24 protein-coding genes and 1 tRNA gene are annotated in these 26,146 nt (G+C 39.9%); 21 read left to right on the plus strand and 4 right to left on the minus strand.

Translation table 11 applies throughout. The features are described 5' to 3' along the window. The first annotated feature begins 2 nt into the window (after window positions 1–2). The 17 genes from QM469_RS00635 (at window position 3) to QM469_RS00715 (ending at window position 17,630) form a co-directional block, all read left to right on the plus strand. Window positions 3–1,097 (plus strand): cystathionine gamma-synthase, encoded by a 1,095-nt coding sequence (locus QM469_RS00635; RefSeq protein ID WP_414275846.1) that lies wholly within the window; start codon window positions 3–5, stop codon window positions 1,095–1,097. A gap of 4 nt (window positions 1,098–1,101) precedes the next feature. Next, window positions 1,102–2,268, plus strand: coding sequence for a MalY/PatB family protein (locus QM469_RS00640; RefSeq protein ID WP_371607563.1), 1,167 nt, complete (start codon window positions 1,102–1,104; stop codon window positions 2,266–2,268). A 92-nt stretch (window positions 2,269–2,360) separates the two neighbouring features. After that, window positions 2,361–5,447, plus strand: a complete 3,087-nt coding sequence (locus QM469_RS00645) for a DEAD/DEAH box helicase (RefSeq protein WP_371607562.1) — start codon at window positions 2,361–2,363, stop codon at window positions 5,445–5,447. Between the two features lie 58 nt (window positions 5,448–5,505). Beyond that, window positions 5,506–6,102: a hypothetical protein gene (locus QM469_RS00650; RefSeq protein WP_049528575.1), complete on the plus strand. Its 597-nt coding sequence runs from the start codon at window positions 5,506–5,508 to the stop codon at window positions 6,100–6,102. An 11-nt stretch (window positions 6,103–6,113) separates the two neighbouring features. Then, window positions 6,114–7,448 carry a UDP-N-acetylmuramate--L-alanine ligase gene (murC, locus tag QM469_RS00655; RefSeq protein WP_371607561.1) on the plus strand — a complete coding sequence of 445 codons (1,335 nt, stop codon included), beginning with the start codon at window positions 6,114–6,116 and terminating at the stop codon, window positions 7,446–7,448. Between the two features lie 8 nt (window positions 7,449–7,456). Continuing rightward, entirely contained in the window at window positions 7,457–7,972 is a 516-nt protein-coding gene (locus QM469_RS00660) for a GNAT family N-acetyltransferase (protein WP_371607560.1), read from the plus strand. After that, window positions 7,969–8,457 carry a GNAT family N-acetyltransferase gene (locus QM469_RS00665; protein WP_371607559.1) on the plus strand — a complete coding sequence of 163 codons (489 nt, stop codon included), beginning with the start codon at window positions 7,969–7,971 and terminating at the stop codon, window positions 8,455–8,457. Before QM469_RS00660 ends, QM469_RS00665 begins: the two co-directional genes overlap by 4 nt. 75 nt (window positions 8,458–8,532) lie before the next feature. Next, window positions 8,533–10,350, plus strand: a complete 1,818-nt coding sequence (gene mltG, locus QM469_RS00670; RefSeq protein WP_371607623.1) for an endolytic transglycosylase MltG — start codon at window positions 8,533–8,535, stop codon at window positions 10,348–10,350. A gap of 353 nt (window positions 10,351–10,703) precedes the next feature. Then, the gene (gene greA, locus QM469_RS00675) at window positions 10,704–11,186 is read left to right on the plus strand and encodes a transcription elongation factor GreA (protein WP_000818756.1); all 483 of its coding nucleotides are present in this window, start codon (window positions 10,704–10,706) and stop codon (window positions 11,184–11,186) included. A gap of 82 nt (window positions 11,187–11,268) precedes the next feature. Beyond that, a complete protein-coding gene (locus tag QM469_RS00680) occupies window positions 11,269–12,642 on the plus strand; it encodes an amino acid permease (protein ID WP_371607558.1) in 1,374 nt (457 codons plus the stop codon). Window positions 12,643–12,742: 100 nt separating this feature from the next. Next, complete coding sequence (locus QM469_RS00685) at window positions 12,743–13,153, plus strand: GNAT family N-acetyltransferase (protein ID WP_371607557.1); 411 nt, start codon at window positions 12,743–12,745, stop codon at window positions 13,151–13,153. Between the two features lie 56 nt (window positions 13,154–13,209). Then, complete coding sequence (locus QM469_RS00690; RefSeq protein WP_371607556.1) at window positions 13,210–13,806, plus strand: HAD family hydrolase; 597 nt, start codon at window positions 13,210–13,212, stop codon at window positions 13,804–13,806. Window positions 13,807–13,953: 147 nt separating this feature from the next. Then, window positions 13,954–14,163 (plus strand): helix-turn-helix transcriptional regulator, encoded by a 210-nt coding sequence (locus tag QM469_RS00695; protein ID WP_070837358.1) that lies wholly within the window; start codon window positions 13,954–13,956, stop codon window positions 14,161–14,163. Then, on the plus strand, window positions 14,153–14,641 hold the full coding sequence (locus QM469_RS00700; RefSeq protein WP_281334761.1) for a DUF6773 family protein: 489 nt from the start codon (window positions 14,153–14,155) through the stop codon (window positions 14,639–14,641). Before QM469_RS00695 ends, QM469_RS00700 begins: the two co-directional genes overlap by 11 nt. A gap of 107 nt (window positions 14,642–14,748) precedes the next feature. Further along, entirely contained in the window at window positions 14,749–16,209 is a 1,461-nt protein-coding gene (locus QM469_RS00705; RefSeq protein WP_371607555.1) for a nicotinate phosphoribosyltransferase, read from the plus strand. Continuing rightward, a complete protein-coding gene (gene nadE / locus QM469_RS00710; protein ID WP_371607554.1) occupies window positions 16,206–17,030 on the plus strand; it encodes an ammonia-dependent NAD(+) synthetase in 825 nt (274 codons plus the stop codon). The genes QM469_RS00705 and nadE overlap by 4 nt, the downstream gene beginning before the upstream one ends. 57 nt (window positions 17,031–17,087) lie before the next feature. Next, window positions 17,088–17,630, plus strand: coding sequence for a GNAT family N-acetyltransferase (locus QM469_RS00715; protein ID WP_371607553.1), 543 nt, complete (start codon window positions 17,088–17,090; stop codon window positions 17,628–17,630). Window positions 17,631–17,676: 46 nt separating this feature from the next. Here the strand turns inward: QM469_RS00715 and QM469_RS00720 are convergent, their stop codons facing one another. From QM469_RS00720 to QM469_RS00735, 4 genes are all read right to left on the minus strand, one after another. Continuing rightward, window positions 17,677–18,759 carry a M24 family metallopeptidase gene (locus QM469_RS00720; RefSeq protein ID WP_371607552.1) on the minus strand — a complete coding sequence of 361 codons (1,083 nt, stop codon included), beginning with the start codon at window positions 18,757–18,759 and terminating at the stop codon, window positions 17,677–17,679. Between the two features lie 115 nt (window positions 18,760–18,874). Continuing rightward, a complete protein-coding gene (gene gatD, locus QM469_RS00725) occupies window positions 18,875–19,657 on the minus strand; it encodes a lipid II isoglutaminyl synthase subunit GatD (RefSeq protein ID WP_248035991.1) in 783 nt (260 codons plus the stop codon). Beyond that, the gene (gene murT / locus QM469_RS00730) at window positions 19,657–21,000 is read right to left on the minus strand and encodes a lipid II isoglutaminyl synthase subunit MurT (protein ID WP_371607551.1); all 1,344 of its coding nucleotides are present in this window, start codon (window positions 20,998–21,000) and stop codon (window positions 19,657–19,659) included. The genes gatD and murT overlap by 1 nt, the downstream gene beginning before the upstream one ends. Window positions 21,001–21,087: 87 nt before the next feature. After that, window positions 21,088–22,404, minus strand: coding sequence for an FAD-containing oxidoreductase (locus QM469_RS00735; protein ID WP_371607550.1), 1,317 nt, complete (start codon window positions 22,402–22,404; stop codon window positions 21,088–21,090). A 339-nt stretch (window positions 22,405–22,743) separates the two neighbouring features. On the opposite strand from QM469_RS00735, the gene QM469_RS00740 reads away from it, so the two are divergent. From QM469_RS00740 to QM469_RS00755, 4 genes are all read left to right on the plus strand, one after another. Next, the gene (locus QM469_RS00740; RefSeq protein ID WP_248035988.1) at window positions 22,744–24,321 is read left to right on the plus strand and encodes a DEAD/DEAH box helicase; all 1,578 of its coding nucleotides are present in this window, start codon (window positions 22,744–22,746) and stop codon (window positions 24,319–24,321) included. A 271-nt stretch (window positions 24,322–24,592) separates the two neighbouring features. Then, window positions 24,593–25,381 carry a GTP-sensing pleiotropic transcriptional regulator CodY gene (codY, locus tag QM469_RS00745; RefSeq protein WP_248035987.1) on the plus strand — a complete coding sequence of 263 codons (789 nt, stop codon included), beginning with the start codon at window positions 24,593–24,595 and terminating at the stop codon, window positions 25,379–25,381. Next, window positions 25,381–25,956 (plus strand): cysteine hydrolase family protein, encoded by a 576-nt coding sequence (locus QM469_RS00750; RefSeq protein ID WP_281334752.1) that lies wholly within the window; start codon window positions 25,381–25,383, stop codon window positions 25,954–25,956. Before codY ends, QM469_RS00750 begins: the two co-directional genes overlap by 1 nt. 81 nt (window positions 25,957–26,037) lie before the next feature. Then, window positions 26,038–26,123, plus strand: a tRNA-Leu gene (locus QM469_RS00755). Window positions 26,124–26,146 lie beyond the last annotated feature (23 nt).

Genomic DNA, 26,146 nt, shown 5'->3' on the forward strand with positions numbered 1-26,146 from the left:
GTATGAGCAAATCATTTCACATCAACACAATTTTAGCACAAGCAGGTATCAAGTCAGATAAAGCGACAGGTGCTTTGGTAACACCAATTCACTTTTCAACGACTTATCAGCACCCAGAATTTGGTCAATCAACTGGATTTGACTATACCCGCACCAAAAATCCAACTCGTAGCAAGGCAGAGGAAGTTTTGGCAGCAATTGAATCAGCCCACTATGCTCTAGCAACTAGTTCAGGTATGTCTGCGATTGTGTTGGCCTTTAGCATTTTTCCAGTAGGAAGCAAGGTTTTGGCTGTTCGTGACCTTTACGGTGGTTCTTTCCGCTGGTTCAATCAAGTTGAGCAAGAAGGACGATTCCACTTTACCTATGCCAACACAGAAGAAGAGCTAATTGCCGAGCTAGAAAAGGATGTGGATGTACTTTATATCGAAACACCAACCAACCCTTTGATGTTGGAATTTAATATTGAAAAATTGTCAAAATTAGCTCATGCTAAGGGTGCTAAAGTTGTCGTTGACAATACTTTCTATAGCCCGATTTATCAACGCCCGATAGAAGAAGGAGCTGATATTGTCCTTCATTCGGCGACCAAATACCTTGCAGGTCATAATGATGTCTTGGCTGGGGTAGTTGTGACAGATAATGCTGATTTGTACGAAAAACTCTTTTATAATCTCAACACGACAGGGGCTGTCTTGTCACCATTTGATAGTTATCAATTGATTCGTGGTCTCAAGACCTTGTCACTTCGTATGGAGCGCTCAACAGCTAATGCTCAAGAGATTGTAGCCTTTTTGGAACAATCACCTGCAGTCAAAGAAGTCTTGTATACAGGTCGTGGGGGAATGATTTCCTTTAAAGTGGCGGATGAAAAGCGTATCCCTCATATCTTAAACACTTTGAAAGTATTCTCTTTTGCTGAAAGCCTGGGTGGTGTTGAAAGTCTAATTACATATCCAACTACTCAAACCCATGCAGACATTCCTGCAGAGGTTCGTCATTCTTATGGATTAACAGATGACCTTTTACGCTTGTCTATTGGTATTGAGGATGCGAGAGATTTGATTGAAGATTTGCGTCAAGTTTTGGAAGGATAAGACTATGGGAAAATATGATTTTACGACTTTGCCCAATCGTTTTGGACATCATACCTACAAATGGAAAGAAGCAGAGACTGACCGTCAAGTATTGCCAGCCTGGATTGCTGATATGGACTTTGAAGTGTTACCTGAGATTCGTCAGACTGTCCATGACTATGCAGAGCAATTAGTCTATGGCTATACTTATGCCAGTGAAGAGTTAACTAAGGAAGTTCAAAAGTGGGAAGCGACACAACACGGTTACCACTTTGACAAAGAGGCTCTTGTCTTTATCGAGGGTGTGGTACCAGCCATCTCAACAGCTATTCAAGCCTTTACAAAAGAAGGCGAGGCAGTTCTGATTAACACACCAGTTTACCCACCTTTTGCTCGCAGCATTAAGCTCAATAATCGTAGACTAATCACCAACTCTCTAGTAGAAAAAGACGGACTTTTTGAGATTGATTTTGATCAATTGGAGAAAGACTTTGTTGAAGAGGATGTAAAACTTTACGTTCTTTGCAATCCTCATAATCCTGGTGGACGTGTTTGGGAAAAAGAAGTCTTAGAGAAGATTGGACAACTTTGTCAAAAACATGGAGTTTTGTTGGTGTCTGATGAGATTCACCAAGATTTGGCCTTGTTTGGGAACAAGCACCAGTCATTCAATACGGTAAATGAAGATTTTAAAGAATTTTCACTGATTTTAAGCAGCGCTACCAAGACCTTCAACATTGCTGGAACAAAGAATTCCTATGCTATCATCGAGAATCCTAAGTTAAGAGTTGCTTTTCAAAAGCGCCAGCTGGCTAATAATCAACATGAAATCTCAGGGTTGGGATATTTGGCAACAGAAGCAGCCTATCGCTCTGGTGAAGATTGGTTAACAGAACTCAAAGAACTGATTGAGAAACACATCAATTATGTCGTCGATGTGTTTGGTAAAGAAACTAAGATCAAGGTCATGAAACCTCAAGGGACCTATCTCATTTGGCTTGATTTTTCAGCCTACGATATTAGTGATGAAGAATTAAGAAGCCTTTTAAGAGACGAAGCCAAGGTTATCCTGAACAGAGGCTTGGACTTTGGTGAAGAAGGAGCCCTCCACGCTCGCTTAAATGTAGCCATGCCGACATCTGTCTTGGAAGAAGTCTGCCAACGAATCATTGCTACTTTCGCTAAATTTTAACAAGCTAGCCTTTTAGGAGAAAAGTACTCCTAGAAGGCTATTTTCGTAAGAAGAAATGTGGTATAATTAAGAGATAAAGTAAAGGGGAAAATATGGCTAAATTGATTCCAGGGAAGCTTCGAATGGAGGGAGCTCAACTCTACGAAACTAGTCAGATTGAAATTATCAAAGAGAAAGATCATCGCCTCTATGCGCGTGTAGCAGATGAAGAAATTCGCTATAGCTTAGATGATGATTTGGTTTTTTGTGCTTGTGATTTTTTCCAAAAAAGAGGGTTCTGTGTGCATTTGGCAGCACTAGAGCATTACCTGAAAAATAATCACATTGGTCAGGAACTCTTGGGAAATCTGGAAAATGTGCACGAACAGAAAGAAGAAGTTGAAACTCAGGTTACTTTTGGAGGAAAGTTTTTAGAATCCATTCAAATTCCTAGTCTTTCTGAAATCTATCAGTTGTCTGCTCAAGGGCAGATTGAAGCAGGGACTAATCGCATTATTTGGACTTTGAGAGTCGGTCTTATCCAGACGCAGAAATTTTATGTAATCCGAGATATTCCCCTTTTTCTGAAGGTTTTAGAAACTAGTAAACCCTACATGATTGGAAAGTTATATGAAACTTCCTTGAATATTCGTCAGTTTGATGAAAGTAGCCAATTTGTTCTGAATTTCCTTCAGGGAATTGTAGAAGATGAGGTTGAAAATGCCCTCTTTTTCCAAAATCAAGGTCGTCATCTCTATTTCCCGCTGTCTTTTTTTGAGCAGGGTGTTAGTCTGCTGATGGGCTTAGATGAATTCCAATTTGACCATCAGATTTCAAGCTATCCTCATCTTGTATTTCAAGATTTTGATGGTCAAGCAGGCTTATTTACCTTTCAAATTGAAGAAAAATCCAACTATTATGAGATGGAAATTTTTCAACAGGTAGGGCTTAATTCGTTTTATAAGGGACAAGTCTTGTTTACTAAAGGTACATTTTATCTTCTGTCAAAAGAACAAGCTAGACTTATAGAAAAATTAAAAAAAGTATCTATCGATAAAAGTGGTAGAAAGATTTTACAATTTGATACTAGTGATCGAGATCTTTTAGCTTCGACCTTGTCGCAGTTTAAAGACATAGGAGAGGTAAAAGCCCCTGATGCGCTTCAAATTCAGTCTTTCCGTCCTTCTTTCTACATGGAAGGAGAAGAGGACGGTTCTATCCGTTTGGATATGCAGTTTCAGTATGAAACTTGCTTAGTAACAAATCGCAATGAACTAGAGAGTCTTCCTTTTGCTAGTGATATTCAACTAGAGAAAGAGATTTTTCAACTAGCTCTATCTGCAGGATTTGAAGCTGACTTTCGTTCTTGGCGTCAAAACCTCAAGGCTGAAGCAGTCTATGCTTTCTTTCATGAGACGCTACCAGCTTTTGAAGCACTTGGAGAATTAAAGATTTCTGAGAGCTTGCAAGACCTTTATCAGGTTCAGAAGCCTCAAGTTCACATCTCATCCAAGGGAAGCCTATTAGAAATTCAATTTGATTTTCAAAATATAGATCAAGAAGAAATCGATCGAGCGATGAAAGCTCTAGTTGAGAAGCAGGATTATTACATCAGCTCTTCGAATCAGGTTTACTATTTCGATGATCAGACCAAGCGTATCCGTCAGAATTTAGAAGAATTAGGGATAGAGGACCTACAAGATGGAGCTTTTCGAGTTCGTAAATCCCTAGCTTATACTCTATCTCATCTATTTAAGGACCAGGATCAAATTTCTTTCACCGAAGAATTTCGCAATCTGGCCCATGATTTGACGCATTCAGAAGATTTTCCGATGAAAGAGCTGAATATCCAAGCAGAACTTAGAGACTATCAGAAAAAGGGAATTCAGTGGCTTCAAATGCTTCACCATTATGGCTTTGGTGGGATTTTAGCAGATGATATGGGACTTGGGAAGACCTTGCAAACTATCGCCTTTTTAAGTAGTCAGGTTCAAGCAGATACTAGTGTCCTAATCCTTGCTCCGTCTGGCTTAATCTATAACTGGGCTGATGAATTTCAAAAGTTTGCTCCAGATTTGGATGTCGCGGTAGTGCATGGTTTAAAATCTCATCGAGAGTCAATTTTGGCAGAAAATCATCAGATTTATGTGACAAGCTATGCTACTTTCCGTCAAGATAGTGAAATTTATCGAGACCTATCTTTTGATTTTCTTTTTCTAGATGAAGCTCAAGTCATGAAAAATGCACAAACGAAGATTGCTCAAAGTTTACGACGATTTGTGGTTCCATCTGTCTTTGCACTATCAGGAACACCGATTGAAAACCATCTGGGAGAACTTTGGTCAATTTTTCAGATTGTCTTACCAGGCCTCTTACCTGCTAAGAAGGAGTTTATGAAACTATCAACTGAGAGAGTGGCTCAATTTATCAAACCCTTTGTCATGAGACGTAAGAAAGAAGAGGTTTTGACAGAGTTGCCTGACTTGATTGAAGTTGTCTATAAGAATGAACTGGAGGATCAACAAAAAGCTATCTATCTTGCTCAACTGCAACAGATGCAGGATCGTCTGGGACAGGTAAGCGATTCGGAATTTCAACGAAATCGCGTCGAAATTTTGACTGGTCTCATGCGTCTGCGTCAGATTTGTGATACACCTGCGCTCTTTATGGAGGACTACCAAGGAGAGAGCGGGAAACTGGATAGTTTACGAGATTTGCTGGTTCAGATTGCTGAAGGTGGGCATCGTGTACTTATCTTCTCACAATTTAGAGGTATGCTGGATCAGATTGAGCAAGAGCTGCCTGACTTAGGCTTGAATTCCTTTAAAATTACAGGTTCAACACCTTCACAAGAACGTCAGGAAATGACCAAGGCCTTTAACCAAGGAGAGCGCGATGTATTTTTAATTTCCCTAAAGGCTGGCGGGGTCGGTCTCAATCTCACTGGTGCCGATACAGTCATTTTAGTAGACTTATGGTGGAATCCTGCAGTTGAATCGCAGGCTATCGGTCGCGCACATCGTATGGGGCAAGAGCAAGCTGTTGAAGTTTATCGTCTTGTGACTCGAGGTACAATTGAAGAAAAGATTCAAGAATTACAAGAGAAAAAGAAAAATCTTGTTTCTGAAATCTTGGATGGAACAGAGTCTCGTGGCAGTCTGAGTCTAGCTGAAATACGAGAAATTTTAGGGATTTCATGAGCCTATACTTGAAAAATCAAGACATTACGCTATAATGGAGTATTGAAAGGAAATAAATATGACACAAAAACGATTTCCAATAGTGGCAGATGATGAAGTCATGTTGACAGAAATGCCAGTTATGAATCTCTATGATGAGTCTGATTTCATCAGTAATATAAAAGGTGATTACCAAGACAAAAACTACTTGGAATGGTCTCCAATCACTGAAGACAAAAAGCAAGAGGAAGCCAAGCCTCTTGTAAAATCGATTGAGAAAAAAGAAAAATCCTATGCTGAATTAGCGCGTGAAGAAGCTCGCGCGGATTTGAAAAAGAAGCGATCGGCTCGATATTTGACTCAGGATGTAAGTCATACGAGACGTCAACCGAAGACAAGCCATGTGCGTCCAGCAAATCAACCGACAGCACCTTTTCAAAAGGAAAATCCAGGAGAATTTGCGAAATATAGTCAGAAGTTAGGTCAGTCTCACTATATTTTGGCAGAAACAGTTTCTCAAGTGGAACATCCAATTTCAGATGGTGAGACAAGTCATTCCAAGAAAAACAATTATGACTTTTTAAAGAAAAGCCAAATTTATAACAAAAAAAGTAAACAAAAAGAACAAGAACGTCAAGTGGCCCAAGAGCTTAACTTGACTAGAATGAGCGAATAGAGGGGAAGAAAATGGCAAAAACCTATCATTTTATCGGAATCAAGGGATCAGGTATGAGTGCCTTGGCTTTGATGTTGCACCAAATGGGGCATAAAGTTCAAGGTTCTGACGTTGAAAAGTACTACTTTACACAACGTGGACTAGAGCAAGCAGGGATTACAATTTTACCTTTTGATGAAAAAAATCTTCAAGGTGACTTAGAAATTATCGCTGGTAATGCCTTCCGTCCAGATAACAATGTTGAAATTGCTTATGCGGACCAAAATGGTATCAGCTATAAACGTTATCATGAGTTTCTTGGTAGTTTTATGCGTGACTTTATCAGTATGGGAGTTGCTGGTGCACACGGTAAGACTTCAACAACTGGTATGCTTTCTCACGTCTTGTCACACATTACTGACACTAGCTACTTGATCGGAGATGGTACAGGTCGTGGTTCTGCAAATGCCAAGTATTTTGTCTTTGAATCAGACGAGTATGAGCGCCATTTCATGCCATATCACCCAGAGTACTCTATCATCACTAACATTGATTTTGACCACCCTGACTATTTCACAAGCTTGGAAGATGTCTTCAACGCCTTCAATGATTATGCCAAACAAATTACCAAAGGTTTATTTGTCTACGGTGAAGATGCTGAGTTGCGTAAGATTACGGCTAATGCTCCAATTTATTATTACGGTTTTGAAGCAGACAACAATGACTTTGTAGCCAGCGATTTACTTCGTTCTACAACAGGTTCAACCTTTACCGTTCACTTCCGTGGTCAAGAGTTGGGCCAATTCCATATTCCAACTTTCGGTCGCCACAATATCATGAATGCCACAGCAGTAATTGGTTTGCTTTATACTGCTGGCTTTGATTTGAATTTAGTGCGTGAACACTTGAAGACTTTTGGTGGAGTGAAACGTCGCTTTACAGAAAAGATTGTCAATGACACTGTTATCATCGATGATTTTGCTCACCATCCAACTGAAATCGTAGCGACTCTTGATGCTGCACGTCAAAAATACCCAAGCAAGGAAATCGTGGCTATCTTCCAACCGCATACTTTTACTCGTACCATCGCCTTGTTGGATGATTTTGCCCAAGCCTTGAATCAGGCTGATGCAGTTTACCTCGCACAAATCTACGGTTCAGCTCGTGAGGTGGACCATGGTGATGTCAAGGTAGAAGACCTTGCCAATAAAATCAACAAGAAACATCAAGTTATCACAGTTGAAAATGTTTCTCCACTCCTAGACCATGACAATGCTGTCTATGTTTTCATGGGAGCTGGCGATATCCAAACTTATGAATATTCATTCGAACGTCTCTTGTCTAATTTGACAAGCAATGTTCAGTAAGGAAGATCATGGAATTTCCAATTAAAATCAGGGAAGCACAGCAATCAGATATAAATCAGATTTGCTTGATACAAGAAAGTATTTCAAACTCCATAGAAATAATGAATAGAGAAATAATAGAAGAACGTATCCGCAACCATGCGGGTACGTTTCTCTTAGCTAGCCTGGATGATCAAGGGATTGCCTATATCACTGCGACGACACCTCCTATTCCCTCTTTAAGAAAATGGATGCTTGAGATCGGAGATGAGGAATTCATTAGTGAGAACGCAATCATCCTTGAAGATTTAGCTGTTCATCCAGATTACCAGGGGCAAGGCTTTGGAACCTTGTTGCTAGCAGCTTTGAAGGAAGTTACCCGTCAGCAAAATAGACCAGGTATTTATCTGCTTTGTGAGGATGAGTTGCTGGCCTACTTTGAAATGAATGGATTTGTGGAACAAGGGATCGTAGATGGAGAAAGGAGCAGTGAAGTTGCCTTTCTCATGCGATGGCATAATCCCTATTATCAGGAGGAACTATGATTATTAGACCAGCTAGATTGACAGATTTAGATCGTATCTTTGAAATTGAGCTAGAAAATTTTTCAATTGAAGAAGCCATTCCTCGTCCTGTTTTTGAAGCTCATCTGAAGGAAATTAAGACTAGTTTTTTAGTGGCTGAAAAAGAGGGGGAAATACTAGGCTATATTGAGGGACCAGTAGTTCCTCATCGACATTTACAAGACCAGTCCTTTACAGAAGACATTAAAGATTACAGCCGTCAAAAAGGTGGCTATATCTCTGTGACTTGTCTATCCATTGCTAAGAAAGCTCAAGCTTTGGGTGTCGGACGAAAATTATTGACCGCTTTAAAAGATCTCGCTCTTGAGCGTGAGGGAATCAATCTAACCTGCCATGACTATCTTATTGGCTATTATGAGAAACATGGTTTTGTGAATGAAGGAAAATCCAAGTCGACTTTTGCTGGTGAAGAATGGTATGATATGGTCTGGGAAAACACGAATTAGGCATCAGAAAGGCATCTATGGTTGCTTTTCTTTAGTTTTTGAGATATAATATTATAGATTATCAACAAGGAGGTAATACCTTTGAGCGAAAATTCTCGAGAAGAAGAAAAGTTAAGTTTTAAAGAACAAATTTTACGAGACTTAGAAAGATTGAAAAGAGAAGAAGAGGTTAACGCTACCGAGAGTGGTAAGGATGAGCTTTTCTCTGATTTCAGTAATCTTTCAAAGACAGATGAATTAGTGAAAGAGCCGTCTGTAGAAGACTTGATGGAAGATTCAGTTTCACTAGTGGATGAACTATTTGCTAATGCTCCAACAGTTCCACCACGTCCATCTTTGTCATCAGAAGAACCAGTTGAACCAGCTGTAGTTCCAGAAAAAGTTACACCTGCAGAACCAGCTGTGGCTCCAGAAAAAGTTACACCTGCAGAACCAGCTGTAGTTCCAGCAGAAGTTACACCTGCAGAATCTGCAGTAGCTACAGAACCAGTAGTACCTACTGTAGATCGAGTTGAATCTCATGTGCCTGCTCAGCCGGTTCAAGAAGAGAAAGAGTTCAATGCTAATTCGACAAGGATTCCAGTTTCTTATCGTACGAATCAGGCCAAACCAAGTCCTGCTCGAAAGAATATTAAACCTCAACCGAAACCAACAGTTCTTGCAAAAGAAACTCCAAGTCAAGAACCAGTTGCTCCAGTTGAAACTAGAACGGAGCTTCCTAGAAGAAGTCGTAAAGAATCAGTGAAACCAATCAAGAAAAAGAAAAAATCACGCTTGAAAGGATTTTTCATAACAGTATTTGTTTTATTGATTTTACTAGGTGTGGGTGGATTCTTTGGTTACCGTTATGTCGAATCTGCACTCCAACCGGTTGATGCTAATTCAAAACAGTATGTTACGGTTCAGATTCCAGAAGGGGCCAATCTTCAGCAAATTGGTGATACCTTAGAAAAATCTGAATTGGTAAAACACGGTTTTATCTTTAGCCTTTATGCTAAGTATAAAGACTACAATGATTTGAAATCTGGTTACTATAATTTGCAAAAGAGCATGAGTACAGATGATATCATCAAAGAATTGCAAAAGGGTGGAACGCCTCAACCTCAAGAAGTTGCACTTGCAAATCTTACAATCCCTGAAGGATATACCCTTGATCAAATCGCACAAACAGTTGGTCAGCTTCAAGGAGACTTTAAAGAACCTTTGACTGCTGATGCCTTCTTGGCAAAAGTGCAAGATGAAACCTTCATCTCTCAATTAGTTGCTAAGTACCCAACCCTTCTCGGAAGTCTACCAACTAAAGAAAGTGGTGTTCGTTATCGTTTAGAAGGGTACCTATTCCCAGCAACTTATGCTATCAAAGAAAGCACAACTATTGAAAGCTTGATTGATGAAATGGTGGCAACTATGGACAAAAACTTGTCAGCACATTACACTGCAATCAAAGAAAAGAACTTGACAGTGAATGAACTCCTCACCATCGCATCACTTGTGGAAAAAGAAGGATTGAAAACTGACGATCGCAAACTGATCGCTGGAGTCTTCTATAATCGTTTGAACCTTGGTATGCCACTTCAAAGTAACATTGCTATTCTCTATGCAGAAGGTAAGCTAGGACAAAATATTAGCTTGGCAGATGATGCAGCAATTGATACAACAATCAATTCACCGTATAATGATTATACGAACCTTGGCTTAATGCCTGGCCCAGTAGACAGTCCAAGTCTGGATGCAATTGAAGCAAGTATCAATCAAACTAAGAGCGACTATCTCTACTTTGTAGCCAACGTACAAGATGGTAAGGTTTACTTTGCAACGACACGAGAAGAACATGATCGAAACGTTGCAGAGCATGTCAACAGTAAACTGACACAATCAAGCAGTTCAAACTAACTCTTAGAACAAGATTTGCTATTAAATCCGTGAGTGTAGAAGAGAAACTCTCTTTTTACGGGAATAGCAAGTCACACCAGTCTTTCCGCTATGATTAGAAACGCCTGAAATTCACAAGTTTTAGGCGTTCGGAAATTACGAAAGTAAAAACTTACCTCTTATTTGAACCTGAGTCTAGAAGTGATAGAATCATTAGGTTTAGGCACAGATTTTAAAAGGTCGATACTGACTAAAATCATTCAAGGAAAGCTTTAAAAAGACTTTGTCTTCATTGTAAAATTATGTGGTTTACCACATAATTTTGCTTTACTACCTAAAGAAATTTAAATTTAATCAAAAGAAAGTTGAGAAAAATGGCAGAAAAAACATATCCAATGACCCTTGAAGAAAAGGAAAAACTCGAAAAAGAATTAGAAGAGTTGAAACTAGTTCGTCGTCCAGAAGTTGTAGAACGCATCAAGATTGCGCGTTCATACGGTGACTTGTCAGAAAATAGTGAGTATGAAGCAGCTAAGGACGAGCAAGCCTTCGTTGAAGGACAAATCTCTAGCTTGGAAACAAAAATCCGTTATGCTGAGATTGTCAATAGCGATGCGGTTGCTCAAGATGAAGTTGCTATCGGGAAAACAGTAACTATCCAAGAAATTGGTGAAGACGACGAAGAAGTATATATCATCGTGGGATCAGCGGGTGCAGATGCCTTTGCAGGTAAAGTATCAAATGAAAGCCCAATTGGGCAAGCCTTGATTGGTAAGAAAACAGGTGATACTGCTACGATTGAAACACCTGTAGGAAGCTATGATGTTAAAATCTTAAAAGTAGAAAAAACAGTTTAATAGGAATGAAAAGAAGGAGTAGATATAGGGAAAGCGTTTCCCATTACTCCTTTTCTTAATTCTAAAAACTAGAGGAGACTATATGAATTCAGAAAATAAGCACAAAAAGAAAAATAAAATGGAACGTGGGTTAACCAATCGCCATGTTCAGGTTATGGCGATTGCAGGAACAATTGGAACAGGACTGTTTCTAGGAGCTGGACGTTCTATTAGTTTGACAGGTCCGTCAATCGTCTTGGTCTATATGATTACGGGTGGTTTTATGTATCTTATGATGCGTGCTATCGGGGAAATGTTGTACCAAGATCCGGAGCAACATACCTTTATCAACTTTATTACTCGTTATCTAGGTCAGGGTTGGGGTTACTTCTCAGTCTGGTCTTACTGGCTCTCAGTAGTCTTTATCGGTATGGCTGAGATTACAGCTATTGCTCACTATGTTCAGTTTTGGTTTCCATCCTGGCCATCTTGGTTGATCCAGGTTGTATTTCTGACAATACTCGGCTTGGTGAATTTGATTGCCGTTAAAATCTTTGGTGAAGTAGAATTTTGGTTTGCTATGATCAAAATCGTGGCCATTCTCGCTATGATTGCAACAGGGGTCTTTCTTGTTTTGACCGGTTTTGAAACTCCATATGGTTCAGCAAGTCTCGCTAATATTAGTGAGCAGTTCTCACTTTTCCCAAATGGTGCTATGAACTTTGTCATGGCCTTCCAGATGGTTTTCTTTGCTTACTTAATGATTGAATTTATCGGTGTTACCACATCTGAAACCAAGGATCCAAGAAAAGTCTTGCCTAAGGCTGTTAAGGAAATTCCCTTGCGAATTATCTTTTTCTACGGTGGAGCTCTCTTAGCAATCATGTCTATTATTCCTTGGCGTGAGCTTTCTGCAGCAGATTCACCATTTGTAACGGTATTTGAACTTGTTGGTCTTAAGTGGGCAGCGGCCTTGATTAACTTTGTAGTTTTGACTTCAGCTGCATCAGCCTTGAATTCAACCCTTTACTCAACAGGTCGTCATTTGTACCAAATTGCCCATGATTCACCAAATCATTTCTTGAAAGCTATTAAGGCAGACACACTCTCACGCCACAACGTTCCTCAGAATGCTATCATTGCTTCTGCCGTATTGATTGGTTTTGCAGCCTTCATCAATGTCCTTCCAGGCGTATCAGATGCCTTTGCTTTGATTACGGCTTCTTCATCAGGTGTTTATATCGCCATCTACATCTTGATCATGGTAGCCCATCTCAAATATCGTAAGTCTAAAGACTTTATGGCAGATGGCTATCTTATGCCTCAATATCGCTTGCTAAATCCTCTGACTATGCTCTTCTTTATCTTTGTATTTGGAACTCTCTTCTTACAAGAGTCAACTGTAATGGGAGCTAGAGGTTCAGCTATCTGGATTGTTGCATTTGGTATTTACAGCCAATGGAAGTTTAGAAAATAAGTTATATTCTCATCAACTCAGGTTGGTGAGTTTTTTTAAGTTTGACAGTTCTTCAAAATAGGAATATAATCAAGGCATAAGTGTCTTTGAGGAGGTTTTGATGCACATTAGATTGGAGAATACAGAGTCTCAGAAAGCACAGGAGATAGGGAATTTGATTCGCTCCTATAATCGTTCCAAAAGGGAAGCAGCTGAATGTGAGCCACTAAACCTTTATGTCGAAGATGAACATGGTCAACTCCTGGCTGGTTTAGTAGCAGAGACCTTTGGAAATTGGCTAGAAATCGAGTATTTATTTGTGAAAGAGGAGTTGCGAGGACAAGGAATCGGCTCCCAACTATTGCAGCAAGCAGAGAGTGAAGCTAAAAAGAGAAACTGTCGCTTTGCTTTTGTGAATACGTATCAATTTCAAGCGCCAGCCTTTTATCAGAAGTATGACTATAAGGAAGTTTTTACATTGAAGGATTATCCATACACTGGACAAAGGCACTATTATCAAAAAGATTTATAACATAAAAATAGAGATTGAAGTAAAGATTGCTATTCGATTAACAATAGAGGTGGATAATGGATATTATACTAGACATGGGAAATGTTTTATTAGAATGGAATAAGGATAAGATTTTGAAAGCTGTAGCTAAAACTCAGAAAGATTATCTAATTTTAGACAAGGCTATTTTTCAGTCGGGGCTCTGGGAAAGATTGGACCTGGGGACCTTGACTCGAGAAGAATTGGTTGATAAGGTTCTTTCTATGATAGGGGATTGCTATCAGAAAAAGGTTGAAGAAGTCATTTGGAATTGGCCAGCCTATATCGATATTTACATGGAAGTCTTTCCGCTGCTTGCACGTTTAAAGGAAAAAGGTCATCGTATTTTTGTTTTGTCAAATACATCACCAGTTTTTTATGAATTATTGAAAGACCAACTATCTCCTTTAAATGGAATCTTAGATGGTTTCGTCCTTTCCTGTGATATCAAGGTCATCAAACCTGATCGAAAAATGTTTGAAGAAATCCTCCATAAATATCAGTTGGACCCAGCAAATTGTGTCTTTCTTGATGATATAGCAGACAACACTAAGATGGCTGAAAGTTTAGGTATCAAAGCCTATCAAGTAAAACACAGAAGCGATATCGTAGATATTTTACCAAGATTTGAATAAACATAAAAGTCTCTATCATATAGGTGGTAGAGATTTTTTGTTAAAAAAATCGCACAAAATGAAAGATATATATTGCATAATGTAAAATATATGATATAATGAACTTAGAAAGAATCGCGACTTTTAAAATTAAGGAGGAGGTAAGAAGTGGCTAAGAATTTAAAATTAAAACTCGCTCGAGTAGAGCGAGATATGACACAGGGTGATTTGGCAGAAGCTGTGGGTGTCACTAGGCAGACTATCGGCTTGATAGAAGCTGGGAAATACAATCCCTCGCTTTCGCTTTGCCAGTCTATTTGCAGATGCTTAGGCAAAACTCTAGACCAATTATTTTGGGAGGAAGAAGATGAAAAATAGATTTTATTATTACCAATTATTAGATGAAAGAGAAGAGCAACTGATGAATAAAGCGGGGGCTGAAAGTTTCTATATCTCTATAGCTTTCTTGCTTTTATCTTATATGATTACAGTATTAGCACCAAGTCTTTTTAATCCGAGAATGATTCTCATCATTATCATTATTGGAACTTCTTACTTTTTCGGCCGTGCTCGAGATTTGGGTGTGAACTACTATAGTCGTTTTCATTTTACAATTATAGGGTGTTTGCTGGTAACTCTCGCTATTACGACTCTTTTGATGTTGCAGAATTATCAATTCAATATCGAAATTTATCAGCACAATCCTCTGAACGTTAAATACTTGTCTGCTTGGGCAATTACTTATGTTATTTACCTTCCTTGGGTTTTTATTGGCAATCTAGGTCTGAAGAGCTATGGCGAATGGGCTCAGAAAAAATTTGAGCAAGACATGGATGAACTGGAGAGTGGAGAATAGCTTGTTACTCTTTTCTCAATCCAGCTAAAATGTGATATAATAGTATTAATTTATGAGAAAAGAAGAAAGATTTTCATCTTTTTGCAAATAAGGAAGAAGGACAGTATATGTACCAAGATGACAGTTTAACATTGCACACAGATTTGTATCAGATTAACATGATGCAGGTTTACTTCGACCAAGGGATTCATAACAAGAAAGCGGTTTTTGAAGTTTATTTCCGCCAACAACCTTTTAAAAACGGTTATGCTGTATTTGCAGGTTTGGAACGAATTGTGAAATACCTTGAAAACTTGCGTTTCTCAGATAGCGATATTGCTTATTTGGAATCACTTGGCTATCATGGCGCCTTCTTGGAATATCTCCGTCATCTCAAGTTGGAATTGACTGTACGTTCTGCTCAAGAAGGGGATTTGGTATTTGCCAATGAACCGATTGTTCAAGTGGAAGGTCCTTTGGCTCAGTGTCAATTGGTTGAAACAGCTCTCTTGAACATCGTCAACTTTCAAACCTTGATTGCGACTAAGGCTGCTCGTATTCGTTCAGTCATTGAAGATGAGCCTTTGATGGAGTTCGGTACACGTCGTGCTCAAGAAATGGATGCAGCTATCTGGGGAACGCGCGCCGCTGTCATTGGTGGTGCCAATGGGACTAGTAATGTACGTGCTGGTAAGCTCTTTGGAATTCCTGTACTAGGGACTCACGCTCACGCCTTGGTACAAGTCTATGGGAATGACTATCAGGCTTTCAAGGCGTATGCCTCAACGCACAAAAACTGTGTCTTCCTAGTGGATACCTACGATACTCTTCGTATCGGTGTTCCAGCAGCGATTCAGGTTGCTCGTGAACTGGGTGACAAGATTAATTTTCTTGGTGTCCGCATTGATTCTGGAGATATCGCCTATATTTCTAAAAAAGTTCGTCAGCAACTGGACGAGGCAGGATTTACGGATGCCAAAATCTATGCATCCAATGACCTTGATGAAAATACCATCCTTAACCTCAAGATGCAAAAAGCTAAGATTGATGTCTGGGGTGTAGGAACTAAGCTCATCACAGCCTATGACCAACCAGCACTTGGGGCAGTATATAAGGTTGTTGCCATTGAAGATGAAAATGGTCAGATGCGCAGTACTATCAAACTTTCAAACAATGCAGAGAAGGTTTCAACACCAGGTAAGAAACAAGTTTGGCGTATCACCAGCCGTGAAAAAGGCAAGTCAGAAGGCGATTACATTACCTATGATGGTGTCGATGTTGCTAGCATGACTGAAATCAAGATGTTCCATCCAACCTATACTTACATCAAGAAAACTGTCCGTAATTTTGATGCTGTTCCTCTCTTGGTAGACATTTTCAAGGAAGGTAAGCTAGTCTATGATTTACCAAGTTTACCTGAAATTCAAGCCTATGCTCGTAAGGAATTTGACAAGCTCTGGGACGAATACAAGCGTGTTCTGAACCCACAACATTACCCTGTCGATTTGGCTCGTGATGTATGGCAAGATAAGATGGACTTGATTGATAAGATGCGTAAGGAAGCTCTAGGTGAAGGAGAAGAAGAATGAGTTTGCAAGAGACCATTATCCAAGAACTGGGAGTTAAACCAGTGATTGATGCCCAGGAAGAAATCCATCGTTCGATTGACTTTTTGAAAAGATACTTGAAAAAACATCCTTTTTTAAAGACATTTGTCTTAGGAATTTCTGGGGGACAGGACTCGACCTTGGCAGGACGCTTGGCTCAACTAGCCATGGAAGAAATGCGAGCTGAAACTGGTGATGATTCTTATAAATTTATAGCGGTTCGCCTGCCTTATGGAATTCAAGCAGATGAGGATGACGCTCAAAAATCCCTAGCTTTTATCCAGCCAGATGTGAGTTTGGTGGTCAATATCAAAGATTCTGTAGATGCAATGGCAGCGGCAGTAGAGGCTACTGGTAGTCCAATGTCAGACTTTAATAAAGGGAATATCAAGGCTAGAAGCCGGATGATTGCCCAATATGCACTCGCAGGAGCTCATAGTGGAGCAGTTATTGGTACTGACCATGCTGCAGAAAATGTCACAGGTTTCTTTACCAAATTTGGTGACGGCGGTGCAGATATCCTTCCTCTCTATCGCCTCAATAAACGTCAAGGAAAACAACTCTTGCAGGAACTTGGAGCTGATCCAGCCCTCTATGAGAAAGTACCAATCGCAGACCTAGAAGAAGAGAAACCAGGATTGGCAGATGAAGTAGCCTTGGGAGTCACTTACAATGAAATCGATGATTACCTCGAAGGTAAGCAAGTAAGCCAAGAAGCCCAAGCAACCATTGAAAAATGGTGGTATAAAGGCCAACACAAACGCCACTTACCAATCACAGTGTTTGATACGTTTTGGGAGTAAAAAAGTCCGGGGGACTTTTTTAGCCCGAGCCTGAAAATAAAAAAGCGAGGTTGAATTATGAAATCCATAGGTACAAAGACATTACATACTGAACGGTTGCTATTGCGACGCTTTTGTGAAACTGATGCTCAAGCCATGTTTGAAAATTGGGCTTCTAGTCTAGATAATCTAACCTATGTTACTTGGGATCCTCATCCAAATGTTGATTTTACAAAGAACTCAATAAGAACTTGGGTAGCATCCTATGACAATCCAAATTACTACAAATGGGCCATTAGTCTCAAAGAAAATCCAGAATATGTCATTGGAGATATTAGTCTGGTCAGTGTGGATGAAGAAAACTCTAGCTGTGAAGTCGGATATATCTTAGGGATGGACTACTGGGGACGAGGACTCATGACAGAAGCCTTGAAGGCAGTTTTATCATACTGTCTAGATGAGATTGGATTTGAAGAGGTTGATGCTTGCTATGTAAGTCTAAACCCAGCATCTGGTCGTGTTATGGAAAAGGCGGGTATGACTTTTTGGAAGACGATTCCAAATGCAGTTGAACGAAAAGGTTATATAGCCGATAAAATTTATTATCAAATCAAAAAATAAGATGGAAAAGAATAACTTTTCCATCTTATTTTTTGTAATATACTTTTTAATCAAAATAAAGCAAGTCTTTGCTGGTACTTGTAAAGAGGTCGAAGCCATCCTTCGTAACAACACCGCAGTCCTCGATACGAACACCGACTTTACCAGGGATATAGATACCAGGTTCAACAGAGAAGCACATGCCTTCTTCGATAACCATGTCGTTTCCTTCCATGATAGATGGGAATTCGTGGACATCCATACCGATACCATGACCGAGACGGTGATTGAAGTACTCACCATAGCCAGCTTTTTCGATAACTTCACGGGCAGCACGGTCTACTTCATGCGCAGTGACACCAGGTTTGATAAAATCAAGGGCAGCTTGTTGGGCTTCAAGAGTCAAGTTGTAAATGTCTTTCTTGAATTGGTCAGGTTTACCAACAGCGACTGTACGAGTCATATCTGATGCATAACCATTCACCATTACACCGAGGTCAAAGAGGAGAAGGGCATTGTTTTCAACCTTGTTAGCTCCAGGAATACCGTGTGGATTTGCAGCGTTATCACCTGTCAAAACCATAGTATCAAAACTCATCTCATAGCCTTCGCGTTTCATGGCAAAATCAATCTGTGCAATGATATCAGTTTCCGTATTATCAAGAGAGATATTGTCAAAACCAACTTTAACAGACTTGTCTGCATAGACACCTGCTACCATCATCTTTTGTACTTCGTCAGCTGATTTGATCAAGCGCATGCGTTGGATTAATGGAGTTAAGTTCTCAAACTCAGCAGTTTCAAAGACAGATTTCAAACCGTGGTATTTAGTTAAGATGAGATTATCAAACTCAACTGCGACACGTTTGAAATCAATCTGTGGTAAGGCGTTTTGGATTTTTTTCCAAGGGTTTTCAGAGTCCACATAACCAACGACTGGAAAAGAGACAGTGCTAGTTGCGCGCTCAACTTCAAGAGCTGGAACAAAGAGGAGTGGTTCCTGGTCAGCAAGGACAAAGAGGAACATTTGGCGTTCGTGTGGATCACTGTAAAAACCAGTGAGGTAATTGATAGTGACGGGGTCAGATACGACTGCGACGTCTAACTTTTCAGATTCGAGATATGTTACAATTTGTTGTAATTTAGACATATGTTACCTTCTTTCTACCCCTCTATTTTTGCAAAAAATAGTAGAAAATGCAAGGGAGAAGGGGAAAAGAGCTTAAAAAAATTCCAACAGCCGATGGCATGCTGGAATAGGAAGTTTAGTTGAATTCTGCCTTACTTTTCACATCGCTGTATTCTTCAGCGACTTCTTGATTGAGAATGTCCTCGTAAGCCGGAAGGACAAGATCCTGACCGTATTTCTTTTTGAGGGCAAGGGTTACTAAGCGATAGGCTAAGTTTGCATTACGGGATAAAATAGGTCCGTGGAAATAAGAACCGAAAACATTTCTATAGTGAACACCTTCACCGATTTTTTCTTCATTATTTCCATTTCCGTAAACAACCTGACCGAGCGGTTTTTGGTCATCTGAGAGGAAGGTACGGCCTTGATGATTTTCAAAACCATAATAGGTTTCATCGAATTCTTCATTATGAATTTTAATGTCACCGATAAAGCGGTTGTTGGTTTGGTTGAGTGTGTAGTGTCCCATGACACCTAGACCTTCGATACGTCTTCCAGAAGCTTCGATATAGTATTGACCCAGTAATTGGAAACCGCCACAGATAGCTAGGACGACACCATCATTTTGGATAAAGTTGCCAATGCTTTCTTTTTTAGCAGGCAAATCACCAGCAATGATGCTTTGTTCAAAGTCTTGACCACCGCCGAAAAAGGCGATGTCGTAGTGATTTTCATCGAAATCATCGTGGAGAGAAACGATGTCAACTGTAACATGAGCACCCAGCTTTTCAGCTACATACTTGAGCATAAGGATATTCCCGTTATCTCCGTAGGTATTCATGAGGTTACCATAGAGGTGGGCGATATTTAGCTGGTAAGGATAGTTGCCGTCTTTTGAGGAAAGTGAAGTATAAACCATTAGTTCATCTCCTTTCTAACAAGCTGACGATTGGCTAGTAGTTCTCGGAATTCCAGCATAGCAGTATAAGTCGCAAGGATATAAGCATGTTTGCAGTCTTGGGCTTCAATCGTTTTAAGAACTTGTTCCAGACTACTTGTTTCAGTGATTTTATCAGCTGGATAACCAGTTACTCGAAGACGACGAGCGATTTCAGAATGACGAACGCCACCGGCGTTGATTTCTGGGATATCCATGTCAGTTATCTGTTCAAAATCCGCATCCCAGATCCAGCTGGTATCAATACCGTCAGCATAGTTAGCATTGAGAAGAACAGATAGACTAAATGGGTAAGGAGCTAGCTTAATCATTTCAATAGCTTGTGTAGCACCGACAGGATTCTTGATGAGAACCAGTGTGCATTCCTTGTCACCGATATGGAAGGTTTCTTGTCGTCCAAAAACTGCACGACTCTTGTCAAAACCTTGTTTGATCAGTTGAGAATCAGCTCCGAGGTAACGGGCGATAGCAACTGCAGCCAGAGCATTGTAGATGTTGTAGAGACCACCGATTTGAATACCGTATTCTTGGCCGTCAATAACAAAACGAGAACGATTGTTAGTCAACTCAACCAATTTTGTCAGACGGTAGTCCAAGTCAGGACGCTTGCATCCACAATTATTACAGATATAAGCTCCCAAGTTAGCATAAGTATTGAGTTCATATTTCAGAATACTTTGACATTCAGGGCAGAGAATACCTTCAGTATTGTAGTGAGCCAGTTGTGCTGGACCTTTTTCCATATCGAAGCCAAAATACTGAACAGGATTTGGAATTGCAGGTTTGTAGAAAAGTGGACTATCACCGTTCAGCAGAACAGTAGCAGTAGGAACTTTTCGAATAGCATCCAAAATCATGTTGTAGGTCGTATAGATCTCACCGTAGCGGTCCATCTGATCGCGGAAGATATTAGTGATAACGAAAAGACTAGGCTGGATGTAGTCACAGATATGTGAGAGACTAGCTTCATCGATTTCAAGTACTGCTATATTTTTTCCAGTTTTTGAAGATTTTGCAGTCAAGAAAGTAGTCGTGATTCCTGTTATCATGTTGGCACCACTAGGATTAGTTAACACTTGACCATAAATTTCCTTTAGGATACCGACAGTGAGAGCGGTTGTCAAGGTTTTTCCATTGGTACCAGTTACCACAACAATCTCGTAGTTCTTCGCTAAATGTTGTAAAATATCTTTATCAAATTGAAGGGCAAGTTTTCCGGGGAGCGTACTTCCACGTCCGAGACGACTCAAAATAAAATGAGAAGAACGTCCAGCAAGGAGCCCAAAAGTAGTTTCTAATTTCATGTTTCTATTATATCATAAAAGCTGAAAAAGACAGATTTGAGATTTTAGAAAAAGAAAAACAGCCCAAGGAGGGCTGCCTGAATTAACTTAAATCGCAAACAAGTCATTCAAGTTTTCAGCCAAGGTTGGGTGAGTGAAGATTTGTTTTGTGAAGTAAGTGTATGGGATTTTGTTGTCCATAGCAACAGTAATGATGTTGATGATTTCTTGGGAACCTTCTGAGAAGATGGTTGCCCCGAGAATTTCTTTGGTTTCAGTATTAACCACAGCTTTGAAAGCTCCACGAAGGTCACCATTTACATGACCACGAGGCATAGCAGCAACAGGGATTTCCTTAACAGCGTATGGAAGTTTCAAATCAGCTGCTTGGGCTTCAGTCAAACCAACTTGTGAAAGTGCAGGCGTGATGAACATGGTGTTTGGAACATTGAGACGGTCTTCAAGTGTGTAGCTGCCATCACCAGCAAGGTAGCTGTAGACAACACGGAAGTCATCAAGTGAAATGTAAGTGAATTGAAGTCCACCATTGACATCTCCAACTGCAAAGACACCAGGAACGTTTGTTTGACAGTGTTTGTCCACCTTAATCGCACCACGTTCAGTTAGTTCAATATCTGTATTTTCAAGTTGAAGTGGTTCTACATTTGGTTTACGTCCAGTTGCGTAGAGAAGGGCATCGAAACGGTAGGTTTCATTCTCTGTCACGACAAGAACTTGGTCACCATCGTTTTTGATTTCAGTAGTATGGATATTTTGAAGGAGTTCAATGCCGTCTTCTTCCATGTATTGTTTAGCAAGAGCTGCGATAGAAGGTTCAGCACGAGGCAAGAAAGTATCCAGAGCATCTAGGACTGTTACCTTACTTCCAAGTTTGTTGAAAAGACCAGCAAATTCAAGACCAATATTACCACCACCAAGAATTCCAAGTTTTTCTGGTAATTTGTCTAAGTTTTGGATACCTGTTGAGTCAAAGACGTTTTTGCTTGTAGCAAGTCCTGGAATTGGCAAGACGTTTGAAATAGCACCAGTGTTGATGACGATAGTTTCAGCAGTCAATTCTTGTTTTTCCTCACCAGCTTGGATTTCGATGACTTTATTTGAAAGGAAGTGAGCTTCCGCATCAAAGATATCGACGCCTGTACCAGCAACAGTCGCATAGTTTTTACCATTGAGGCGTGTAGTAACCGTATTTTTAGTAGCCATGACTTGATCAAATGACAAGTCTTTTTCAGCAGCAACTAACAAGGTTTTAGTTGGGATACAACCGATATTGATACAAGTACCGCCGTACATCGCCTTACTACGTTCGATAAGGGCAACCTTTTTACCAGCTGAAGCTAGTTTTCCAGCAAGCGTTTTACCTGCCTTACCAAAACCAATGACAATTAAATCGTATGTTAACATTTTTATTCCTCCTGTTCGAATTTCATTCTAGCATAAGAAAAAAACTTTTGCACAAATCTGCTACGGAAAATCATTTCAGGAACCGAATGCTCTAACAAATACTTTTTGAGTGAAGCAAATCGATAGAAAAATCGTTTACATGATTTAATCAGGAGGTTAGACTATCTTTTGACCCTCTCTTGTGTTATACTAGATAAGTTGCAAAAAAGCAGTACTTTTCTTTAGTGGAAAAGAAGCAACACGGTCTTTCATAAAAGATATGAAAGTACGTCATGACAAGAAAAGTATAAACTAAGCGCTATAGGATGGCTTCGCACCATCTTTAGAAAGAAGAATAACGTGAAATTTAATGAATTTAATCTTTCTGCTGATTTATTGGCAGAAATTGAAAAAGCAGGATTTGTAGAAGCAAGTCCTATCCAAGAGCAAACCATTCCTTTGGCTCTTGAAGGAAAAGATGTTATCGGACAAGCCCAAACTGGTACAGGAAAAACTGCTGCCTTTGGCTTGCCAACCCTTGAAAAAATTCGTACAGAAGAAGCAACCATTCAAGCTTTGGTCATTGCACCAACCCGAGAACTAGCTGTGCAAAGTCAGGAAGAACTCTTCCGCTTTGGTCGAAGCAAGGGTGTAAAAGTCCGTTCTGTTTATGGTGGTTCAAGTATCGAAAAACAAATCAAGGCTCTTAAATCAGGTGCTCATATCGTAGTTGGAACACCAGGTCGTCTCCTAGATTTGATCAAACGCAAGTCCTTGAAATTGCAAGATATTGAAACTCTTATTCTTGATGAAGCGGACGAAATGCTTAACATGGGCTTCCTTGAAGACATCGAAGCCATTATCTCTCGTGTCCCAGAAAATCGTCAAACCTTGCTCTTTTCAGCAACTATGCCTGAAGCTATCAAACGTATCGGGGTTCAGTTCATGAAAGAACCTGAGCATGTGAAGATTGCGGCTAAAGAGTTGACAACTGAACTAGTTGATCAGTACTATATCCGTGTCAAGGAACAAGAAAAATTTGACACCATGACTCGTCTTATGGATGTTGAACAACCTGAGTTGTCTATTGTCTTTGGTCGTACCAAACGTCGTGTGGATGAATTGACTCGTGGACTTAAAATCCGTGGCTTCCGTGCAGAAGGGATTCATGGAGACCTTGACCAAAACAAACGTCTTCGTGTCCTTCGTGATTTTAAAAATGGTAACCTTGATGTCCTAGTAGCTACAGACGTTGCAGCACGTGGTTTGGATATCTCAGGTGTGACTCATGTCTATAACTACGACATTCCACAAGATCCAGAGAGCTATGTTCACCGTATTGGTCGTACAGGTCGTGCTGGGAAGTCAGGTCAATCGATTACTTTCGTAGCACCAAATGAGATGGGCTACCTCCAAATCATCGAAAACTTGACCAAGAAACGCATGAAGGGCTTGAAACCTGCGACAGCAGAAGAAGCCTTCCAAGCTAAAAAGCATGTTGCACTTAAGAAAATTGAACGTGACTTTGCCGATGAGACTGTTCGTGGTAACTTTGATAAATTCGCAAAAGATGCCCGTAAATTGGCAGCTGAATTCAGCCCAGAAGAATTGGCAATGTACATCCTAAGTTTGACAGTTCAGGATCCAGATAGTCTTCCAGAAGTTGAAATTGCGCGTGAGAAACCACTGCCATTTAAACCATCAGGTAATGGCTTCGGTGGTAAAGGCAAGGGAGGACGTCGTGGTGAGGATCGTCGAGATCGTGATCGCCGTCGCGACAATCGTCGTGGTGAACGTCGAGATGATTTCAAAAAAGGTGGTCGCAAAAACGACCGCTTTGAGAAGGAAAAACGTTACCGTAAGGATAATAAAAAACCACGCAATACTTCAAGCGAGAAGAAAACTGGTTTTGTAATCCGTAACAAGGGCGATAAATAATAAAAAAAGCGGTTCACTGAGGTGGATCGCTTTTAATATATAAGGAGACCGAGAGTCAAGAAAAGTTTAATACGAGAAAATAGATTTATATATTTGATATCTTATAATATTATATTATCAAAAATTTAGGAACCTGTCAACAAGAAAATTGAAAAAAATATAAAAAATTGCAAATGTAAGAGAATTGCAATTCAATAAACAATTTTCAGATAATTATTGAAATAATGGCCATTTTATGATATAATCGAAGCGATTGAATACGAGGTGAAAAATGGCACATTTATTAGAAAAAACGAGAAAAATTACGTCTATCCTGAAGCGTGCGGAGGAGAAATTACAAGATGATCTTCCATATAATGCCATCACACGCCAATTAGCGGATATTATTGATTGCAACGCTTGTATTGTTAACAGTAAGGGGCGTTTGTTGGGCTACTTTATGCGCTATAAAACAAACACCGATCGTGTAGAGCAGTTCTTCCAAACAAAGATTTTCCCTGAGGACTATATCCAAGGGGCAAATATGATCTACGATACGGAGGCCAACCTCCCTGTGGAACATGATTTGACTATTTTCCCAATTGAAAGTCGCTCAGACTTCCCAGATGGTTTAACAACTATTGCTCCAATCCATGTTTCTGGGATTCGTTTGGGATCTTTGATTATCTGGCGTAATGATAAGAAATTCGAAGATGAGGATTTGATTCTTGTTGAGATTGCTAGTACGGTGGTTGGTATCCAGCTTTTGAACTTTCAACGTGAAGAAGACGAGAAAAATATCCGTCGTCGTACAGCCGTAACAATGGCAGTCAATACTCTTTCTTACTCTGAGTTACGAGCAGTATCAGCTATTTTGGGTGAATTGAATGGCAATGAAGGACAATTAACTGCATCAGTCATTGCAGACCGTATCGGTATTACGCGCTCTGTGATTGTCAATGCCCTTCGAAAACTCGAATCAGCAGGAATTATTGAAAGTCGTTCACTGGGGATGAAGGGAACTTATCTTAAGGTCTTGATCCCAGATATCTTTGAAGAAGTGAAAAAGAGGGACTATTAATGGCTAAGGCTTTAATTTCGATTGACTATACAGAAGATTTTGTAGCGGATTATGGAAAATTGACAGCAGGAGCTCCTGCTCAAGAAATATCAGAAGCAATCAATCAGGTAACTAGATTAGCATTTGACCGTGGAGATTATATTTTCTTTACCATTGATGCTCATGAGGAAAATGATGTCTTTCATCCAGAAAGTAAACTATTTCCCCCTCATAACCTTATTGGGACTAGTGGGCGTAATCTATATGGTAAGTTAGCTGAATTTTATCAGGAACAGGCCCAGGATAGTCGTGTTTTCTGGATGGATAAACGTCACTATTCGGCTTTTTCTGGCACAGATTTGGATATCCGTCTGAGAGAGCGTCGCGTGGATACAGTCATCTTAACAGGTGTTCTGACAGATATCTGTGTATTGCATACGGCTATTGATGCCTATAATCTTGGGTATCAGATAGAAGTTGTTAAGCCAGCAGTCGCATCCATTTGGCCTGAAAATCACCAGTTTGCACTTGGACATTTTAAGAATACATTAGGAGCGAAACTCCTTGATGAAAACCTAGTTGAAATCAAAGAATAATGTATTCAAAAAATCTGAAAAAAATCTGAAAAAAGTGTTGACAAAGTTTGTGAAAGTTGATATACTAGTAAAGTAATCGACGCGGGGATGGCGGAATTGGCAGACGCGCAGGACTAAGGATCCTGTGACCGCTTTAGGTCGTGAGGGTTCAAGTCCCTCTCTCCGCATAGGAAAAGAGTTAGCTTTGGCT

This window comes from Streptococcus infantis (assembly GCF_047464215.1).
Lineage (GTDB): Bacteria > Bacillota > Bacilli > Lactobacillales > Streptococcaceae > Streptococcus > Streptococcus infantis_P.

Bases quoted from the DNA above. Each gene is read 5' to 3' on its own strand.
- QM469_RS00750 (WP_281334752.1), top strand. From the start codon at position 25,381: ATGGCTAAGGCTTTAATTTCGATTGACTATACAGAAGATTTTGTAGCG.
- QM469_RS00685 (WP_371607557.1), top strand. From the start codon at position 12,743: ATGCACATTAGATTGGAGAATACAGAGTCTCAGAAAGCACAGGAGATA.
- QM469_RS00690 (WP_371607556.1), top strand. From the start codon at position 13,210: ATGGATATTATACTAGACATGGGAAATGTTTTATTAGAATGGAATAAG.
- QM469_RS00700 (WP_281334761.1), top strand. From the start codon at position 14,153: ATGAAAAATAGATTTTATTATTACCAATTATTAGATGAAAGAGAAGAG.
- QM469_RS00650 (WP_049528575.1), top strand. From the start codon at position 5,506: ATGACACAAAAACGATTTCCAATAGTGGCAGATGATGAAGTCATGTTG.
- QM469_RS00665 (WP_371607559.1), top strand. From the start codon at position 7,969: ATGATTATTAGACCAGCTAGATTGACAGATTTAGATCGTATCTTTGAA.
- QM469_RS00645 (WP_371607562.1), top strand. From the start codon at position 2,361: ATGGCTAAATTGATTCCAGGGAAGCTTCGAATGGAGGGAGCTCAACTC.
- murC (WP_371607561.1), top strand. From the start codon at position 6,114: ATGGCAAAAACCTATCATTTTATCGGAATCAAGGGATCAGGTATGAGT.
- QM469_RS00720 (WP_371607552.1), bottom strand. From the start codon at position 18,759: ATGTCTAAATTACAACAAATTGTAACATATCTCGAATCTGAAAAGTTA.
- QM469_RS00735 (WP_371607550.1), bottom strand. From the start codon at position 22,404: ATGTTAACATACGATTTAATTGTCATTGGTTTTGGTAAGGCAGGTAAA.
- greA (WP_000818756.1), top strand. From the start codon at position 10,704: ATGGCAGAAAAAACATATCCAATGACCCTTGAAGAAAAGGAAAAACTC.
- QM469_RS00635 (WP_414275846.1), top strand. From the start codon at position 3: ATGAGCAAATCATTTCACATCAACACAATTTTAGCACAAGCAGGTATC.
- codY (WP_248035987.1), top strand. From the start codon at position 24,593: ATGGCACATTTATTAGAAAAAACGAGAAAAATTACGTCTATCCTGAAG.
- murT (WP_371607551.1), bottom strand. From the start codon at position 21,000: ATGAAATTAGAAACTACTTTTGGGCTCCTTGCTGGACGTTCTTCTCAT.
- QM469_RS00640 (WP_371607563.1), top strand. From the start codon at position 1,102: ATGGGAAAATATGATTTTACGACTTTGCCCAATCGTTTTGGACATCAT.
- QM469_RS00715 (WP_371607553.1), top strand. From the start codon at position 17,088: ATGAAATCCATAGGTACAAAGACATTACATACTGAACGGTTGCTATTG.
- nadE (WP_371607554.1), top strand. From the start codon at position 16,206: ATGAGTTTGCAAGAGACCATTATCCAAGAACTGGGAGTTAAACCAGTG.
- QM469_RS00660 (WP_371607560.1), top strand. From the start codon at position 7,457: ATGGAATTTCCAATTAAAATCAGGGAAGCACAGCAATCAGATATAAAT.
- QM469_RS00705 (WP_371607555.1), top strand. From the start codon at position 14,749: ATGTACCAAGATGACAGTTTAACATTGCACACAGATTTGTATCAGATT.
- gatD (WP_248035991.1), bottom strand. From the start codon at position 19,657: ATGGTTTATACTTCACTTTCCTCAAAAGACGGCAACTATCCTTACCAG.
- QM469_RS00680 (WP_371607558.1), top strand. From the start codon at position 11,269: ATGAATTCAGAAAATAAGCACAAAAAGAAAAATAAAATGGAACGTGGG.